This window comes from Saliphagus sp. GCM10025317, assembly GCF_042663665.1.
Lineage (GTDB): Archaea > Halobacteriota > Halobacteria > Halobacteriales > Natrialbaceae > Natronosalvus.
Genome location: NZ_JBHTAQ010000005.1, coordinates 1,185,605 through 1,201,212, shown reverse-complemented (window position 1 = coordinate 1,201,212; position 15,608 = coordinate 1,185,605). Strand labels below are relative to the sequence as shown.

Annotated in this window: 19 protein-coding genes and 1 tRNA gene; 6 read left to right on the top strand and 14 right to left on the bottom strand. The window is 61.3% G+C overall.

The features are described 5' to 3' along the window. Nucleotides 1-4: 4 nt before the first annotated feature. The 12 genes from ACFQS4_RS07985 to ACFQS4_RS07930 are packed head-to-tail and all read right to left on the bottom strand — an operon-like array spanning nucleotide 5 to nucleotide 7,061. Nucleotides 5-403, bottom strand: coding sequence for a 50S ribosomal protein L14 (locus tag ACFQS4_RS07985; RefSeq protein WP_253433997.1), 399 nt, complete (start codon nucleotides 401-403; stop codon nucleotides 5-7). Beyond that, the gene (locus tag ACFQS4_RS07980; protein WP_497903094.1) at nucleotides 403-858 is read right to left on the bottom strand and encodes a 30S ribosomal protein S17; all 456 of its coding nucleotides are present in this window, start codon (nucleotides 856-858) and stop codon (nucleotides 403-405) included. The genes ACFQS4_RS07985 and ACFQS4_RS07980 overlap by 1 nt, the downstream gene beginning before the upstream one ends. Beyond that, nucleotides 849-1,283, bottom strand: a complete 435-nt coding sequence (locus tag ACFQS4_RS07975) for a ribonuclease P protein component 1 (protein ID WP_497903093.1) — start codon at nucleotides 1,281-1,283, stop codon at nucleotides 849-851. Before ACFQS4_RS07975 ends, ACFQS4_RS07980 begins: the two co-directional genes overlap by 10 nt. A gap of 10 nt (nucleotides 1,284-1,293) precedes the next feature. Then, nucleotides 1,294-1,515 (bottom strand): 50S ribosomal protein L29, encoded by a 222-nt coding sequence (rpmC, locus tag ACFQS4_RS07970; protein ID WP_497903092.1) that lies wholly within the window; start codon nucleotides 1,513-1,515, stop codon nucleotides 1,294-1,296. Then, nucleotides 1,515-2,513, bottom strand: coding sequence for a 30S ribosomal protein S3 (locus ACFQS4_RS07965; protein WP_497903091.1), 999 nt, complete (start codon nucleotides 2,511-2,513; stop codon nucleotides 1,515-1,517). Before ACFQS4_RS07965 ends, rpmC begins: the two co-directional genes overlap by 1 nt. After that, nucleotides 2,513-2,986, bottom strand: a complete 474-nt coding sequence (locus ACFQS4_RS07960; protein ID WP_312912433.1) for a 50S ribosomal protein L22 — start codon at nucleotides 2,984-2,986, stop codon at nucleotides 2,513-2,515. Before ACFQS4_RS07960 ends, ACFQS4_RS07965 begins: the two co-directional genes overlap by 1 nt. 7 nt (nucleotides 2,987-2,993) lie before the next feature. Then, complete coding sequence (locus ACFQS4_RS07955) at nucleotides 2,994-3,419, bottom strand: 30S ribosomal protein S19 (protein ID WP_253433984.1); 426 nt, start codon at nucleotides 3,417-3,419, stop codon at nucleotides 2,994-2,996. Beyond that, nucleotides 3,416-4,138: a 50S ribosomal protein L2 gene (locus ACFQS4_RS07950; protein ID WP_497903090.1), complete on the bottom strand. Its 723-nt coding sequence runs from the start codon at nucleotides 4,136-4,138 to the stop codon at nucleotides 3,416-3,418. Before ACFQS4_RS07950 ends, ACFQS4_RS07955 begins: the two co-directional genes overlap by 4 nt. Nucleotides 4,139-4,140: 2 nt before the next feature. Next, entirely contained in the window at nucleotides 4,141-4,395 is a 255-nt protein-coding gene (locus ACFQS4_RS07945; RefSeq protein WP_312912430.1) for a 50S ribosomal protein L23, read from the bottom strand. Next, a complete protein-coding gene (rpl4p, locus tag ACFQS4_RS07940; RefSeq protein ID WP_497903089.1) occupies nucleotides 4,392-5,144 on the bottom strand; it encodes a 50S ribosomal protein L4 in 753 nt (250 codons plus the stop codon). Before rpl4p ends, ACFQS4_RS07945 begins: the two co-directional genes overlap by 4 nt. 11 nt (nucleotides 5,145-5,155) lie before the next feature. Beyond that, nucleotides 5,156-6,175, bottom strand: coding sequence for a 50S ribosomal protein L3 (locus ACFQS4_RS07935; RefSeq protein ID WP_312912428.1), 1,020 nt, complete (start codon nucleotides 6,173-6,175; stop codon nucleotides 5,156-5,158). A 4-nt stretch (nucleotides 6,176-6,179) separates the two neighbouring features. Beyond that, nucleotides 6,180-7,061 carry a putative RNA uridine N3 methyltransferase gene (locus tag ACFQS4_RS07930; RefSeq protein WP_497903088.1) on the bottom strand — a complete coding sequence of 294 codons (882 nt, stop codon included), beginning with the start codon at nucleotides 7,059-7,061 and terminating at the stop codon, nucleotides 6,180-6,182. A gap of 270 nt (nucleotides 7,062-7,331) precedes the next feature. Between ACFQS4_RS07930 and ACFQS4_RS07925 the strand changes: the two genes are divergently transcribed. Both ACFQS4_RS07925 and ACFQS4_RS07920 read left to right on the top strand, forming a co-directional pair. Beyond that, a complete protein-coding gene (locus ACFQS4_RS07925; protein ID WP_497903087.1) occupies nucleotides 7,332-9,242 on the top strand; it encodes a polysaccharide deacetylase family protein in 1,911 nt (636 codons plus the stop codon). Between the two features lie 149 nt (nucleotides 9,243-9,391). Then, nucleotides 9,392-9,462: transfer RNA gene (locus tag ACFQS4_RS07920), tRNA-Gly, on the top strand. Between the two features lie 298 nt (nucleotides 9,463-9,760). Here the strand turns inward: ACFQS4_RS07920 and ACFQS4_RS07915 are convergent. Continuing rightward, a complete protein-coding gene (locus ACFQS4_RS07915; protein WP_497903086.1) occupies nucleotides 9,761-9,967 on the bottom strand; it encodes a HalOD1 output domain-containing protein in 207 nt (68 codons plus the stop codon). Between the two features lie 502 nt (nucleotides 9,968-10,469). Between ACFQS4_RS07915 and ACFQS4_RS07910 the strand changes: the two genes are divergently transcribed. Next, entirely contained in the window at nucleotides 10,470-11,189 is a 720-nt protein-coding gene (locus tag ACFQS4_RS07910) for a DUF2270 domain-containing protein (RefSeq protein ID WP_497903085.1), read from the top strand. A 211-nt stretch (nucleotides 11,190-11,400) separates the two neighbouring features. Beyond that, nucleotides 11,401-12,642, top strand: a complete 1,242-nt coding sequence (locus ACFQS4_RS07905; RefSeq protein WP_497903084.1) for an inorganic phosphate transporter — start codon at nucleotides 11,401-11,403, stop codon at nucleotides 12,640-12,642. 587 nt (nucleotides 12,643-13,229) lie between these two features. Here ACFQS4_RS07905 and ACFQS4_RS07900 read toward each other — a convergent pair. Next, nucleotides 13,230-13,889 carry a helix-turn-helix domain-containing protein gene (locus ACFQS4_RS07900; protein WP_497903083.1) on the bottom strand — a complete coding sequence of 220 codons (660 nt, stop codon included), beginning with the start codon at nucleotides 13,887-13,889 and terminating at the stop codon, nucleotides 13,230-13,232. A 421-nt stretch (nucleotides 13,890-14,310) separates the two neighbouring features. On the opposite strand from ACFQS4_RS07900, the gene ACFQS4_RS07895 reads away from it, so the two are divergent. Further along, nucleotides 14,311-14,667: a DUF7344 domain-containing protein gene (locus ACFQS4_RS07895; RefSeq protein WP_497903082.1), complete on the top strand. Its 357-nt coding sequence runs from the start codon at nucleotides 14,311-14,313 to the stop codon at nucleotides 14,665-14,667. Further along, nucleotides 14,664-14,957 (top strand): HalOD1 output domain-containing protein, encoded by a 294-nt coding sequence (locus tag ACFQS4_RS07890; RefSeq protein ID WP_497903081.1) that lies wholly within the window; start codon nucleotides 14,664-14,666, stop codon nucleotides 14,955-14,957. Before ACFQS4_RS07895 ends, ACFQS4_RS07890 begins: the two co-directional genes overlap by 4 nt. The last annotated feature ends 651 nt before the right edge of the window (nucleotides 14,958-15,608 follow it).

The following is a 15,608-nucleotide window of genomic DNA, read 5'->3' as shown; positions in this document are numbered from 1 at the left end:
TATCCTATACGATCATCGTCGCCGTGCTGGCGATTGCGCCGAAGCGCTCCGCGACCTCGCGGGCGATGGGCCCCTTGATCTCGGTGCCTCGCGGCTCCTCGTTCTCGTCGACGATGACGGCGGCGTTGTCCTCGAACTTCAGACGCGTCCCGTCCGGCCGGCGGATCGACTTCCGCTGGCGAACGACGACGGCCTCGAGGACCTGGCGTCGCATCTCGGGCGTCCCCTTCGTCACGGAGACCGTGACTTTGTCACCGAGACCCGCCTTCGGCTGGCGGTTCTTGGTGCCGTGGTAGCCCGCGACGCTGATGATCTTCAACTCGCGTGCGCCAGAGTTGTCGGCGCAGGTCACGAGCGAGCCCTTCTTCAGGCCCTGCGTGACGTCGGCTTTCATCGCCTCCATCAGGCATCACCTTCGTTGGCTTCGTCCTCGTCGCCGGAACCGCCGGCCAAGTCTTCGGCCGACAGCTGAGGATCGTGTTCCTCTTCCAGCGTCAGTTCGGCGACGTCGACGGCGGTCGCTTCCTGGGTTACTTCGACGACCACGTGCGATTTCGTCTTCGACAGTGGTCGGGTCTCTGCGATCTTGACCGTATCGCCGACCGAGAGCGACTCGAGCACGCCCGGCACGTGTGCCGGAATGCGCGAGCGACGTTTCATTTGACGGTCGTACTTCGGAACCGTCACGTCGTACTCTCGCTCGACGACTACGGTCTTGTCCATGTCCGTCGAGACGACGGTGCCGACGAGGATCTGACCTCGGACCGGCAGGTCGCCGTAGAACGGACACTTCTCGTAGTCGTACTCCTCCGGGTTTTCGGGTTCCGGAGGCGTTTCAACATCTAGTCCTATTGCCATGGTGAGTCACCTTTCGTTTCGGTGCGTCGGGCGGGTCGTGAGAGCAGTCGCGATCCATCGACCGTAACGTAGGCTACGTCCTCGCCAGCAGCGTGCCCGCTGGCACGATCGCCGACGCTGTCACCCTCGGCGCAGTCTGCCGGAGAATCGGCAGGTTGTGTATCGGCCAGTTTGGACGCAGTCCCCGGAGACTTCTCGTCTCCGGCGGCTTCATCTGTGATCGCGAATTCGAATACCGAGCCCGATTTCGGCACGGTGAGCACCCGGGACGTCCCGTTCTCGCGAATCTCTATAGAAAGGGTCTTCGTCGTCTCGAGGACAACTCGTCCCTCGATACCCACGCGGCCGGCGTCGTCGCTATCGACGACCCGGACCGGTAGGCCGTTGAGTTCGTGTCGTGGGAGCGTTTCGGGTGTCAGTGCCATCGTGTATCGATTATTCCTCGTCGGTGTCGTCGAGGTCGCCCTCTTCACGCTGGATCGTCTTGACCCGCGCGATGGTCCGCTTGAGCTCGCCGATTTCGCCCGGGTTCTCCGGGGCTCCACCGGCGGCGAGGACAGCGTTGGCGTTCAGCAGTTCCGTCTCGAGGTCCTCGAGTTCGGACTGCCGTTCGGCGGGCGTCATGTCGCGGATCTCCTCGTTGTGGAGGATTGCCATCAGGCGTCACCTCCCTCGTCTGCTTCGTCGTCTTCGGCTTCGGCTTCGTCGCCCTCGTCCTCGGCTTCCATCTCCGCGACGAGGTCCTCGGCTTCCGCCTCGATCTCCTCGTCGAGTTCGTCGAGTTCCTCCTCGACGTCCTCGGCGTCTTCGGAACCGACCGCTGCCTCGGATTCCCCGGCGTCGGTCTCTTCTTCGTCGACGACTTCTTCCTCGAGAACCTCCTCGACGACCTCTTCGTCGATCTCGGCCTCGTCGGCGGGTGCCGGTTCGCCACCTTCGGCTTCCGTTTCGCCTTCGTCGGCCTCGGCCTCATCTTCCTCGGGCTCACCCTCGAGCAACTCCTCGACGCCCTCGGCCTCGTTGGCCTCGACGGCATCGGGGACGACTTCCTCGGGATCGAGGTCGTCGTGGATGCGGAAGTCGTCGGGAAGTTCGGCTCCCGGCGGGATGATCTTGACCGTCACGCCGATCGTACCGAGCTTCATCACCGCGACGCCCTGGCCGGTGTCGACGATCTCCTCGGCGGGTTCGCCGTTGTGCTTGATGTAGCCACGGTTGAACTTCTCGACGCGCGAGCGCGCGCCAGTGACCTTTCCGGCGAGGACGATTTCGGCACCGAGGGCGCCAGCGTCCATGATCCGGTCGATCGTCGTGTGACCGGCCTTCCGGAAGTACCAGCCACGCTCTAAGGCGTTGGCCAGTCGGTCCGCGACGATCCGCGCGTTGAGGTCGGGTTCGTCGACCTCCTGGACGTCGATCTGAGGGTCCTCGAGGTTGAACTTCTCCTCGAGAGCCGTCGTGACCTTCCGGATGTTCTCGCCGCCCTTGCCGATGACCATCCCCGGCTTCTCGGCCTTGAGGACGATCTGAGTTCCCATCGGCGTCTTGGCGACGTCCATGCCACCGTAGCCCGCGCGGCCGAGTTCTTCCTCGAAGAACTCGTCGATCTGGGACCGCTGCAGGCCGTTCTCGATGAATTCGTGTTCGTCTGCCATTAGTCGTCACCTTCTGCGTCCGCGTCCGCGACGACGATTTCGACGTCGACCTGCGGGGTGTTCCAGGCGGAGGCCCGGCCCATCGCACGCGGTTTGCGTCCGACGGACTCGCCGACCTTGTGGGCGGCACAGTGAGCGATCTCCATCGACCCACCGTCGAAGCCCTGGTGGTCGGCGTTGGCCGCCACGTTCTCGAGCAGTTCGAGGAACGCCTTGCTGGCCTTCTCGGGGTAGCGACCGGCGTCCCAGCCGTCGATGTCCGAGCGGTGGCCGACGCCGGAGTTGTGCGACCGGAACGGAACCGAGCGCTCGCCCTCGACGACCGCCTCGAGGTATTCGACGGCGTCGTCGACCGTTCGACCCTTGATCTCGCGGGCGATCTCCTTGCTGTGCTTGTGGCTCATGTGACGCTCCCGGAGCATCGCTTTCGCGGTGGTGTCCGGGTCGGCGTCGACTGAGTAGTTGATTCCCATGCGATGATCACTTCAGTGGGACGAACTTCGACGATCGGGTCGCGCCGATACCGGCCTGTCCGTGCGTGACGGACGATCGGGTGAGCTGGAACTCACCGAGGTAGTGGCCGATCATCTCGGGCTCGATCCGAACGCGCTCGAAGCTCTGTCCGGTGTAGACGGCGAAGGTCAGCCCGACGAACTCCGGAAGCACCGGCATGTTGCGCAGGTGCGTCCGGATCGGCGAGTTGGCCGTCTCCTGTTCGTCTTTCTCGCGGGCCTTCTCGAGCAGCTTCTCCTGCTCGACCGAGAGCCCGCGCACGATACTCCGTCGCTGGCGTGCCGGAAGCACGTCAGCGACTTCCTCGAGCTCCATCTCCTGGAGCTCCTCGAGCGTGTGACCGCGGTAGGTGAACTCCTCACCCTCGCGGCCGGTACGGTATTCCGAACTCATTTGTTTCCACCTCGACCGGTTCGCCGGGAGGCGATGTCACCGACTTTCCGTCCCGGCGGTGCGTTCTTCGAGACGGATTTGGGGCGACCGGGGTGCTGACGACCGCCGCCACCGAAGGGGTGGTCGACGGCGTTCATGGCGACCCCGCGGACGCGCGGCCACTTGATCCCGCGGGCGCGCATCTTGTGGTACTTCTTGCCTGCCTTGACGAACGGCTTCTCCGTGCGGCCGCCACCGGCGACGACGCCGATGGTGGCGCGACACTGTGGATCGAGCCGCTTGACTTCGCCACTTGGCAGCTGGACGACCGCAGCCTTGCGGTCGTGGGTGATGAGGTCCGCGTTGACGCCGGAGGCGCGGGCGAACTTGCCGCCGTCGCCCGGCTTGGCCTCGACGTTACAGACCGGGACCCCCTCGGGAATCTCCGCGAGCGGGAGCGTGTTCCCGGGCTTGATCTCGGCGCTGACGCCGACCTGGATCTCCTCGCCGACGGCGACGCCCTCGGGAACGAGGATCAGGCGCTGTTCACCGTCGTCGAACTCGACGGCCGCGATCGGTGCCGAGCGGGCCGGGTCGTGCTCGATGCTGACGACCTCGCCCGATACCACGTCGGTGTCCTCGAGCGTCTTGTGCTCGAGATTTGCCTTGTATCGGTGCGACGGCGCGCGGAACGTCGGCGATCCGCGCCCTCGACGCTGACCGAAGATTCGTCGTCCCATGCTCAGAACACCCCGATTCGTGAGGCGACTTCCTGGGCGTCGTCGTCCTCGCCCAGCGTCACCGTTGCCTTCTTCGTGCCGTCCATGGTGATCTGTGTGTTCACGTTCGCGACCTCGACGTCGAAGCGCTCCTCGATGGCGTCCCGGATCTCGGGTTTCGAGGCGTCGACGTGCACGAGGAACTGGAGCTTGTTCTCGAAGTCCATGTCGTTCATGGCCTTCTCGGTGACGAGCGGGTACTCGATGATCGAACTCATCGGTCAGCCACCTCCTCGAGGGCGCTCTCGGTCCAGACGGTCAGTCGACCGGCCTGGGTGCCCGGTGCGAGGTCCTCGGCGTTGACCTCGGCAGCGGTCGCCACGTCGGCACCCGCGAGATTGCGGGCGGCGCGCGATGGACCGGTGTCGCTCGAGGTCACGAAGAGGATCGACTTGGGCTCTTTGTGCTTTCGACCGCGGAGTTTGCCCTGCCCCGAGCGGACGCTGCGTCCGTCGTCGGCGCGCTGAATGTCCGCGTTGACCCCGGCGGCCTCGAGGAAGGAGACGACCTCTTTCGTCTTCACGAGCTCCTCGAAGTCGTCGCTGACGACCAGCGGCAGGTCGGCGTCGTCGTCGAAGGCGTGACCGCGCTCGGCGACGATGTCGGCGTCGGCCGTCGCGGCGATGGCGCTTCGGGTCGCGAGTTTGCGTTCTTTCTTGTTGATCGATTCGCCCTGGTCCTTCTCGGCCTTCGGCGGGTGGGCCCGTCGTCCCTTTACGGCCTGCGGAACGCGGCGAGCGCGTCCGTTCTGCCGGGGTACGTGGGCCATCCCGCGACCGCTACCGAACGATTCGGCGGGGGTACGCATCCCGGCGAACTCGTCGGCACCGTAGGCCTGTTTTCGGTTTGCCTGTGCGACGCGGACCGCGCGGGCGATCAGGTCCGGGCGGTACTCCGTCTCGAAGACCGCCGGGAGCTCGACCTCCCCCGCGTCTGCGCCGTCCAGGTCTCGTACTGTTGCGTTCATGTGTTGCTAGTTCACCCCTGGTTGGATGCGGTGGAGACGTAGCGCACCTCGGGATCGAGACGCGGCTGGTCTCCGGGTCGAATCGCCGGGCGGAAGCGCACGAGGCGCTTGTTCGGCCCGGGGAGCGAGCCCTTGATCAACGCGTGCGGGCCGTCGACCTCGCCGTAGTTGACGAAGCCGCCGTCGACCGTCGCGTCGTCGCCGTCGCCGATGTCGACGAGGCGCTTGTTGAGCTCGGTCCGCTGGTGGTACCCGGTCTGACCCTGCTGGGGGACCGTCGAGCGGACGCGGCTCGGGTTCCAGGGACCGAGGTTCCCGATGCGGCGGCGCCATCCCTGCCGGGCGTGTTTGCCCTTGCGCTTCTGGACGCCCCATCGCTTGACGGGACCCTGGGTACCTTTCCCCTTGGTGACGCCGCTGGCGTCGACGTACTCGCCGGCGCGGAACACGTCGTTCATGACGTGCTCGCCGCCCTCGGCGATCGTCTCGAGCGCGAAGTCGACGCGCTCCTCGACGGAGCCGCCGCCGACGCGCGTCTCCATGACGTCGGGTTTCTTCTTGGGAACCGAGGGGATCGAACCGGGGACGGTGTGGGTGATGACGCGAACGTCGTCGACCCGACCGGCCTCGAGCTCCTCGCGGAACTCGTCTTCGGCGGCCTCGGCGTCGTACTCGTCGCCGGGGACGTCGAGGACGCGCTCGAGTTCGTCGACGAACTCGGTGGTCCAGACCTCGGTAATCGGTTGCTGTCCATACGGTGTGTTCTCGTACGCACGCAGGGCGACGGCGCGCATCGGCGGCGTCTCCACGATGGTCACGGGAACGGTCTGTTCCATTCCCTCGGTCGGCGAGTTAGCGGTGTCGTCGACCATAACCACGTGGGTCATGCCGGCCTTGTAGCCCGCGAAGCCCTGGAGCGTTGGCTGTCCGTCGTCGTCCGGCCACGAGGAAAAGCGTGGGACCTCGCTGGTCGCCCGCTTTCGTGGGCCGAACCCGAGTGAGCCTTTGCGTGGTGCGTTTGGTTGTGGCATTCTATCACGCTCTCAGTGAGAGGGGTGCGAGGGTGGCGAACAGAGCCTCCTCCGTTCGCACGACCGCGCTCCCCTGGTTCGGAACCGTATTGAGCCAGAGGTCGAACCCCGTTTCCGTGCGCAGATCGCTGGGTTCGACGTTTGCGTCGTCCTCGGTATCGGCGTAGGCGGCCTCGACGGCTCCCTGGTCGATACCGAGGATGTCCGGCAACCCTCTCTCGGGTGCGCCGAAGGCGACGGTCATCCCGTCCCGTTCGACGCGTCCGGCCAGCGTCTCGAGGCGTCCCACGGTGAGCGGTTCACCGTATCGGGAGGCCGCGATGCGAACGCCGGCGTCCTCACGGCCGAGTGCTGCCGGGAGGTCCGTCCGCTCGACGGCGAACCCCGGTGAGGGTTCGTCGACGAGTTTCGCCCGGACCGGTCGTCGCGAAGAGATCCTGACGGTCACGCGCTCTCCCTCACCGACCTCCATTCCGGGAGGCGTGTTGAGGGAGATCGGGTGTTGCAGTCCGCAATTGACCCGGACGCGCCCTTCAGGTCCGACCTCGGTCACGATTCCTTGTCTTGTCGACCCCGAACCGTTCGATTCGGAGCCGGTCTGTGACGGGGCACGGAGCGGCGGTAAGACGCCCACGGCCTCCAGTTCGTCCCGCTTGCCCCAGGCCTCCTTTCGGAGGTACGGGGGCGTCGCGGCGTACCGCAAGACGGTTTCGACGAACCCGTCGCCAAATCGCCCGTCGTCGCCCCCTGGATCGGGGTAGACGATCAGGCGATCGGCCCGGAAGATGGTCGCCGCACGGGCGACGTATCCGAGTTTGCGAGTGGCCTCGCGTTTGTCCTCGGCTTCCCGGCTGAGTGACGACGGCACGAGCACGCTGACGGTCATACCGCGACTTCGGCGCCTCGTCACTAGACTGTAGCGATGTGTTACGGACAGTGTCTTAAAAGGGTAGCGGATTCGATTCCCGGCTGTGAGGGGTTCGCAGGGCCAAATTCGTGACACTCGGGAACACAAAATGGTCCCAAGAACGCGGCAATCGCTACCGGGTTCGGCGCGCTTAGCGAGAGAGAAAGGTTGGTCCGTATCCGTGAAACGGTTGGCTTTTTTTCATTATATCCTCCATTAAGAAGTCACCCGGCCCCAGACGGTGGCCCAATGCAACCGTCATCTCGACGCAAACTGTTGGCTGCACTGGGCGCAGGCTCGGCATCGCTCGCTGGCTGTCTGGACATGATTCCCGGCGGCGACCCGAGGGACGGAAACGGCAACGGAACGTCGGGCAACGGAAACGGCAACGGAAACGGCGACAGCGATCGAACCGGGAACGGCGACGACGACGGTGGTAACATCGCGTGGCCCGCGACCGACACCGGCGAACCCATCGACACCTTCGAGAACCTCGAGCACTGGCGGACGACCGAGGGGACGATCGAGGCCGCACCCGACGAAGCCAGAACCGGATCGCAGGCGGCGGTCCTCGAGAGTGACTCGAGTCAGGTCATCGCCACGACGGCTTTCCCTGATCGGCTCGACCTCGACGGATACGACGTCTCGCTGGCGGTCAAGGTGGAGTCGGCTAACCGGGTCGCCCTCGAGGTCGAAACCAGCGGCAGCCGTGGAAACCGACTGAAGAGCATCCGCGTGGTCCCTGGCGGGTACGAAGGCTGGCTCCGCATCGACTTCGGATACGGCCAGAAGTACGGCGAACCCGACCTTCCGAACGTCAGCCGGATAAACATCATCGGGTACGGCCCCGAGGACGGACCCACGCGACTCGTGGTCGACGACCTCCGGAGGACGCAGGGCGTCGACAACGGCAAGGCACTCCTGGCGTTTTACGGCGGCCACCGTACCCAGTACGAAATCGCCGCGCCGATGCTCGAGGAGCGCGGCTGGTCTGCAGCGGTCGCCGTCGATCCCGAACAGATCGGCGGGCGCAGCCAGATGTCGCTCGAGCAACTCGAGGAACTGCAGGATCAGGGCTGGGACGTCTGTGCCTATCCCGTGAGTCAGGGTGCGCTACCGGAGATGCCCATCGAGCGCCAGGAGCGCGTCCTCGAAGCCACTCGAACCGCGCTCGAAGAGCGTGGCTTCGAAAAGGGCGCCCGGCACTTCGTCGTCCCGGACGATCAGATGACCCAGGAGACCCACGAGGCACTCCGCGAGCACTACGACTCGGGGCTGCTGTTCGGCGGCGGACCGACCAGCGGCAATCCGACCTCCATTCACACTCTCCCTCAGATCTGGGGGCCGGCCCTTCACGAGGGCGTCCGCCGTCACATCAACAACGTCGACCAGTGGAACCAGCTCTCCATCCTTCGCATTCCGCGGATCGTCGAGGGCGAGTCGACGTCGAACAGCATGTCCATCGACGACCTCGAGCACCTGCTCGACCACATCGAACAGCGCGGTCTCGACGTCGTGACGCTGTCGGACGTGGTCGACGATAACCTCGGTGGCGGTGGCGACGGCGACGATGGCGAAGAGGACGAAACCGCCGAACGACCGGAGGGAACGATCTTCGAGAACGGCCGTTCGCTCTCGTTCGACGGCGACGGCTCGACGACGTCGGACTCGTTCGACCTCTCCGAGGGAATCCTCGTTGGAGACTTCTCGGCCGACGGCGAGTTCGTCGCCACGCTCCAGTCGAGCGACGACGACCTCGCTGACGACCTGCTGGTACAGACCGCCGACGGCGCGGACGGCGAGTCGATGATGATCGTCGGCGAGGGCTCTTACGAACTCGACGTCGAAGCCGACGGCGAGTGGGAGATCGGTCTCGACCAGCCCGAAGTTCACGCCGATGGCCTGACGGACGTCCCAACCTCGGCGTCCGGGTCGGGGCCGTCGTTCGTTGGCCCGCTGTGGACCGAAGACGACCTCAGCCTCGAGGTCACTCACAGCGGGGATGGGACGTTCATCGTGGACGGCTGGGGAGCCGACGGTAGCTGGGAACAGCTGGTCAACCAGAGCGGGGAGTTCGAAGGATCCCGGTCGTACGCCGCCGCCAACGTCTGCTGGATCGACGTCGAGGCCGACGGCGACTGGTCGCTCGAGATCGAGTAAGTCGTCACCGAGTTCCCGGTCTCGAGGCATTTATCGAGTCGATAAACCGCCGGCCGGGCCCGCGGTGTGAGGCGTGCAGTCGTAGCCCACACCCCTCCCGATTCGCAACCCTTATACACCCTTGCCGGTATAGGTGAGAGTGCAACAGGGCGCTGGTAGTGTAGTGGTATCACGTGACCTTGCCATGGTCACAACCTGGGTTCAAATCCCAGCCAGCGCATACATACAAAGGGTGCAACACCCTACTCGAAATCCACCTTCTCAAGGATCCACGTCAACGAATCCAATAGTAACCTCTACTCTTTAAATTGGATTTGGAGATTCCAGTTGGTGCTACTGATAGGATTAGCGTATATTCTCATGCTTTCCAGTGTTGCAGATTACAGATATGTTGAAATCGGCGTGCAAGACTTAGAGGATGAGTTCAGCACGGTCCTCTCGTTTATTCCACACGTTCAGGCCGAAACCAACCGATACATGTGACTGCGAACTGACCGCTGGGATTACCAGTAGACCTCTCACTCGCAATAGACTTGCAACTTGTCTCCGTCGATGTGCACCTCATACTCGGCGATCGTGAACGAAATCGAGGTTGTGCCCTTGTCGGTGACGAGAGCATCAAGCGCTTCCGGATCAACAAAATCACATAGGGTCCCGTCCACTTCATCTGAGAGATTAACTGGCCGTACGTCTTCTAAGGATGCAAGCGCATCGATGACGGCCATACTCGGAACCATATCCGACCAATCGTATTGCCTCTGAACCGACTCAGTCGATGTCATAGTATCCACATCTCAGAGTAGGGTTAGACTCGGTTATACTTGGCGTGGGAGTCATCATGATGGATTAGTTCGTAGCCGCCATCAGCGACTTCTACCCCGTTCTGGTATGCGCTTTGTAGGGGTGCCGAGTACTTGTGCGAACTCTGTTTCGGAGGTAGGCGGATCAATTGCCATTGTCTGGCTCAGAATATGGACCACAACGAGGAAAGTAGCACGGCATGGTACACAACGGTTAGTGGAATAACGATTAGCCAATCAACTGTACTGAGTGATCACCACCTTCACAAATCAGGCCAAATTTCGTGTGACATTCGCGCTCTGAGTTCAGCACACACTACATGAACTACCCGGTTCTTGTCAGAAACGACGTAACCGACTCAGTACATGGCACTCAGATTACGCCATCACCATAGCTGCTTATGGAACGAGGAGATGTCTCTCCTCTATGACCGATTCGAGTAGAGACGAGTTCGACCCAACAGCACCAGACCAACGGGAGGTCGGCCGCAAAATGGTTGACGACAGCACGGGACTCGGTTCGGTGATGGCCCACGCCTACCGCGGAGAGATCGACCGAGTGGGGACGTGGCGCCAGCGCCTCGACGAGACGACGACGTGGGCGGTAACGCTGATGGCAGCAATCTTGACGTGGGCGTTTTCGAGTACCGATAACCCACACTATATCGTGCTGATCGGTATCGTTGTCGTCACCGTCTTTCTGGGCATCGAAGCACGGCGGTACCGGGACTACGATGTCTTTCGCTCTCGCACTCGAGTCATTCAGGAGAACCTGTTCGCAAACGCCCTCGATCCGTCCCAGGGTACTGAAAGCCACGACTGGCGAGCGGAACTGAGCAGGGACTATCGCCGGCCGACGCTGAAAGTCTCGTTCTACGAAGCACTCGCAAACCGACTCCGGCGTGTGTACCTTGCTCTGCTCAGTGTCCTATTGGTCGCGTGGGTCTTCAGGATTACAGCGTTCGCGCCGCGCCAGGACTGGCTGACAACCGCTGGAATCGCCCGTATCCCCGGGATTGCTGTGGTTGTCGTTGTGGGTGTGTTCTACGTCGTACTGCTGGGTGTCACCTTCTGGCCCCACGAGCGCCATGCCAAGGGTGAATTCCGTGAAGGGGACCCGGGCGATTGGAAAGAAACAGACCGATAAATCCGTTCTCTGTACTGATCGATCACCCCCATCCAGATTGGCTCCCACTTCGTGCGACATTCGCGCTAAGTATTCAATACGGCCGCTGAAGCCTATCACTGCTTGAGGGTTTCAACAAGGCCATAACAATCAATATCTGCGGGGCTTTCCAAGGAAACTCAATCCGGAAATTATATTCGGGGAGGCGAGTGACATTATCACACACGGGAAGATGGTCTCACTGCTGACTATCGTCGGTGTTGTTGTCGCCGTATTTGTCGGGTTCAATATCGGTGGGTCGTCGACGGGCGTAGCGTTCGGTCCGGCGGTCGGTTCACGCCTCGTTCGGAAGACGACCGCGGCGGCCCTGTTCCTCGTGTTCGGCTTCCTTGGTGCGTGGACCGTTGGTCGAAACGTCATTGCCACAATGAGCAGCAGTATCGTCCCAGCAACCCAGTTCACGCCTGTTGCAAGCGTGGTCGTCCTGTTTTTCACCGGTGCGTCACTACTTATCTCGAATCTCTACGGCGTTCCAGCGTCGACCTCAATGACAGCCGTTGGAGCCATCGTCGGACTGGGACTCGCGTCGGGTACGCTCAATCAGGCGCTTATGTTCGTTATTATTTCGGCGTGGATCGTCGCCCCGCTCTTGTGCTTTGGTATCGGGATCGGAGTTGGGCGCTACATCTACCCGTATCTTGACCGCTACGTCGCGTTTACGACGTTCACCCTCCAGCTCGTTCAGCTTGACCGCTCGAAGGTGATTCCACGCCCGTATGTCAATCCGAACGCATCTCCGCAAGACATCGTCGGATCACTCTTGGTAGTCGTCATTGCCTGCTATATGGCATTCTCGGCAGGGGCGTCGAACGCCGCGAACGCTGTGGCTCCCCTCGTTGGCGAAGGGGGATCACTTACCGTCAATCAGGGGGTTTTGCTCGCGGTGTTTGCCTTCGGTTTGGGTAGTTTCACTATCGCTCGTCGTACGCTGGAGACAGTTGGAGATGAAATCACAGAGCTACCGATTCTCGCTTCGCTGATTGTCTCCACAGTCGGTGGGACAGTCATCACAATCCTCTCTTATTTTGGGATCCCTGCAAGTCTCGCTGTCAGTACAACAGCGACCATCATTGGGCTCGGGTGGGGCCGGGCAAGTCGGGCAGCGACACTTCCAAAGTTAGTGACGCCGACGCCCGAGCGTTCGGATTTTGAGATGGCGACAGGTGCGTTAGTTACCTCACGCGCCGAAGACGTACCCGTTGGTCCGACTATTGGAGATATTGCCAGACACGAAGAACCGCCAGAGAGGCCGGAGGAGATCCCAGATGTACCGAATATTAGTGCAGAGGGACCAGCTGATCTCGACGAGAAAAGTCTCTTTAATCCAGCGGCGGCAAAACGTATCGCTACGATGTGGGTTTTGACCCCCTCGCTGGCAGTTGCCGCCTCCTACCCGGTGTTCGTGTTCCTGTGATACCCCCGTCAGATGTAATAGCAGGCTGGCAAGCCTGGTCAGAATTCAGATATCCACGGTAAGCCCATCATTGCCATTTCTCACAAAACCAATACCCCGATAGAGATTGCGAGCGAGAAGGCTGCTGCTGAGGTCAATCGAGAAAGTCCAGTTCTCGCCCTTTGCCGAACTCACTCGTTGTAGATACTGGTCTGATGAATACGCGCTTTGTATCTTGCAGAGGTGTAGCGAGCTACCGAATCGCTGTCAAGAGAGCCGTGCAAGATACAGAGAATAAGTTCACCACGATAGTGTGGCGTATTTCCTCGGTCTGCTCAGTAGCCCACTCGTTTGTCAACTCAGTCGTTACGGAAACCCGTATTACTCGTCTTTTCGACGGCCTGAAATTCGGTTGACCCGCATTGGCATCCGTTTCTCGCCCCGATCGGTTGTGCCGTGCCGTCAGGCCATTGCTCCGCTGCATAGGCAGCTCCGCAATTGAGACATGTAACGGCTGTCCGTTTGCTCTTTCCATTAGGCATAACTATCCCTTCAGCGAGTAATACTGTCAGCGCTTCTTTTGGGTATCCAATGGGTATTTAAGCAAGCTATTGATCCGACTCCGCTGTTTTGGGGAGGGTACTCTCGAGGATGTGCTTTATCCCCCGGCGGAGCCGAGATGCGATGGCCTGCTGAGAGATGCCGAGTTCGTCGCCGAGTTCTTCCATCGTCACTTCGCGCGGGGATTCGAAGTACCCACGCTCGTGGGCGAGTACCAGTGTGTCTTGTTGCTTGTCAGTGAGTGCTGCCTCGGTTTCGGTCTCAACCGGTGTCAATGCGTGTAGTTCTGTCAGCGTGACCGGGATGTCTAACTCTCGACAGCGAGATTGAAAGGTTGCAAGATCGCTTCGAGTGTCTCCGCGAATGTCGAACGTCCACCGACGGCTCGTGCCGGTCGCTTTGATGAGCGGAACGCCGGTCTCAGTCAGCACGCTCAGCACGTCGTCGTACTCGATCGACCACTCAACCCGCAGGAGATACTCGCCATCGACGGAATCGACGAGCTGGATGTCCCTCACGCCCGGGTGGGCATCAAACGCGGCCTCGATGTCCTCAACTTCCGTTCCTCGAACCCAGAAGTAGGGGATCACCACGTCCTGTGACGGGATCAGTCGCTCCAGTTCGACCGTCACGTCCGGGAGTTGTGCGAAGACGGTGCCGAGGGGGAACTGATCGGATGGAACGATATAGGTCGCCTCAGTCGCCATGACTCGAACGATGGTGCACTGATTGTAAAACTCTTCCATGGAACAATGTGGAGGGGACGAAGGACTCCGTCAATCCGCTTTGTGCGCGCTCAATCTGCTGACTACGCGCTTTGTGTTCAGCAGAGTAGACCGAACAACTCGAATTATATCAGGATAGCGTGCGAGATACAGAGGATGAGTTCAGCGCGGCGGCTTCGTTTGTTTCACACCGAACCCGGAGAACCACCCGCCCACTACACGTCCGTACAAGCAGTAATCGGGATCTCACAGCAGTCAAGTACCTCTCGACGCCGGCGAGGGACGCGGAGACCCTCGACAAATCCCTCTCTGCGCTGGAGGCCTGTGCCTGAAGCTATAAAAGGAAGTTGTATAACCAAAATGAAATCTCACGTGGAGCGGTCTCTTCAGAGTTAAGTACACCATGTTCACGGAAACCGACTCCTCGCCAATGATTCCCAGAAGAGATACGCTCCTCCTCGCGCTCGCCAATCGGCACTCTCGTTTTGTCATCGAGTACTTCAAAAATGCGTCCGAAGACCACGCCACCGTCGATGACCTTGCAATTGCGCTCGCCCGACGTGACCACGCAGACGAGACGCAGGTTGCAATCCGGCTCCACCACGCTGCACTCCCCAAACTGGACGACGCTGGACTCGTTGACTACAACAGGCGGACCAAAACGGTCCGATATCACGGTCACTCGCAACTCGAACAGATAGCGGGGCGCTTCTCCGAGTCCGGTTCCACCAACTGCCATGGAGGAGTGAGTAGCACATGACGCAAGACAAGCCCAGGCAAACGAGCCAGACACGGGAATGGTTCACCCCTGATCAGGATCGCTCGTTGACCGAAGCGGTGCTCGACGCCATCGAGGACTATAAGGGGGAAGACCTCTTGCGAGCGGATTTCGTCCTCTACGAAGACATAGACGCTGACGCGCTCAATTCCCTCTTTCGCCACGACGCACCGTCGAGAACGACCGTGACGTTCGGCACCGACGGGGTTAAGGTCGAACTCTGGGGGGGTGGTGGGGTCGAGATTCGCGTCACGGGCCGATCAGTCGAATAAGTGGCCGAGGCTGGTCCAGAACGGGCTCTGGGGGCTGTGTCGGATAGACGGCCACTACCGTGATGAGTTCTTCACTTGGACTGATCGATCAGCACCCTCCGTGGATCGGCCCTCAGCTCGTGCCACATCCGCGCTGTGTATTCAGCAGACCTTATCTGTCGAATAATAGAAGGAAATGACCCAACCCATGAGTTGCGTTGCTAATCTCTATGAGAAATCACTTCGTATCCTTGTACACGCCACTTTGGCCTATCATAGCTCCCCACATTCGGGGTTCAGCCTCTGAGAGGGAGCCCCAGTATCGCCCTTTCTCTCCGAGACCGATTCCCCTCACTACCGGTCTGAAATTCCACAGATACCCTCCATGAGGGGGTATTTTCGGGTTGTACCAGCGATATAGACGAACAGCTCCATTCAAGCATGACGAGCGTGACCGGTTCCTGATTGGGGCGACCTCACCGTCCATATATGATCGCCCCTGGCGCCTCAAGACCAATTCCACCAGCGGTCGACGCCTCAAGCCGCGTTTGGCGCGTCTCCTTAAGGACGGGATCGACGTGGCGCCACCGCGCCCGGCACCGGACCCCGCAGAACTCACGAAGTCGGTCGTTCGCCTGGCCGAATCCTAGCGACTCCCGGGCACGGGCGATT

Coding starts and splice junctions, on each gene's coding strand:
- ACFQS4_RS07955 (WP_253433984.1), bottom strand. CDS start 3,419: ATGAGTTCGGAATACCGTACCGGCCGCGAGGGTGAGGAGTTCACCTAC.
- ACFQS4_RS07910 (WP_497903085.1), top strand. CDS start 10,470: ATGACCGATTCGAGTAGAGACGAGTTCGACCCAACAGCACCAGACCAA.
- ACFQS4_RS07975 (WP_497903093.1), bottom strand. CDS start 1,283: ATGGCACTGACACCCGAAACGCTCCCACGACACGAACTCAACGGCCTA.
- ACFQS4_RS07900 (WP_497903083.1), bottom strand. CDS start 13,889: ATGGCGACTGAGGCGACCTATATCGTTCCATCCGATCAGTTCCCCCTC.
- ACFQS4_RS07950 (WP_497903090.1), bottom strand. CDS start 4,138: ATGGGACGACGAATCTTCGGTCAGCGTCGAGGGCGCGGATCGCCGACG.
- rpmC (WP_497903092.1), bottom strand. CDS start 1,515: ATGGCAATCCTCCACAACGAGGAGATCCGCGACATGACGCCCGCCGAA.
- ACFQS4_RS07930 (WP_497903088.1), bottom strand. CDS start 7,061: ATGACCGTCAGCGTGCTCGTGCCGTCGTCACTCAGCCGGGAAGCCGAG.
- ACFQS4_RS07960 (WP_312912433.1), bottom strand. CDS start 2,986: ATGGGAATCAACTACTCAGTCGACGCCGACCCGGACACCACCGCGAAA.
- ACFQS4_RS07935 (WP_312912428.1), bottom strand. CDS start 6,175: ATGCCACAACCAAACGCACCACGCAAAGGCTCACTCGGGTTCGGCCCA.
- ACFQS4_RS07965 (WP_497903091.1), bottom strand. CDS start 2,513: ATGGCAGACGAACACGAATTCATCGAGAACGGCCTGCAGCGGTCCCAG.
- ACFQS4_RS07905 (WP_497903084.1), top strand. CDS start 11,401: ATGGTCTCACTGCTGACTATCGTCGGTGTTGTTGTCGCCGTATTTGTC.
- ACFQS4_RS07925 (WP_497903087.1), top strand. CDS start 7,332: ATGCAACCGTCATCTCGACGCAAACTGTTGGCTGCACTGGGCGCAGGC.
- ACFQS4_RS07980 (WP_497903094.1), bottom strand. CDS start 858: ATGGCAATAGGACTAGATGTTGAAACGCCTCCGGAACCCGAAAACCCG.
- ACFQS4_RS07945 (WP_312912430.1), bottom strand. CDS start 4,395: ATGAGTTCGATCATCGAGTACCCGCTCGTCACCGAGAAGGCCATGAAC.
- ACFQS4_RS07890 (WP_497903081.1), top strand. CDS start 14,664: ATGACGCAAGACAAGCCCAGGCAAACGAGCCAGACACGGGAATGGTTC.
- ACFQS4_RS07895 (WP_497903082.1), top strand. CDS start 14,311: ATGTTCACGGAAACCGACTCCTCGCCAATGATTCCCAGAAGAGATACG.
- ACFQS4_RS07985 (WP_253433997.1), bottom strand. CDS start 403: ATGGAGGCGATGAAAGCCGACGTCACGCAGGGCCTGAAGAAGGGCTCG.
- rpl4p (WP_497903089.1), bottom strand. CDS start 5,144: ATGAACGCAACAGTACGAGACCTGGACGGCGCAGACGCGGGGGAGGTC.
- ACFQS4_RS07915 (WP_497903086.1), bottom strand. CDS start 9,967: ATGGCCGTCATCGATGCGCTTGCATCCTTAGAAGACGTACGGCCAGTT.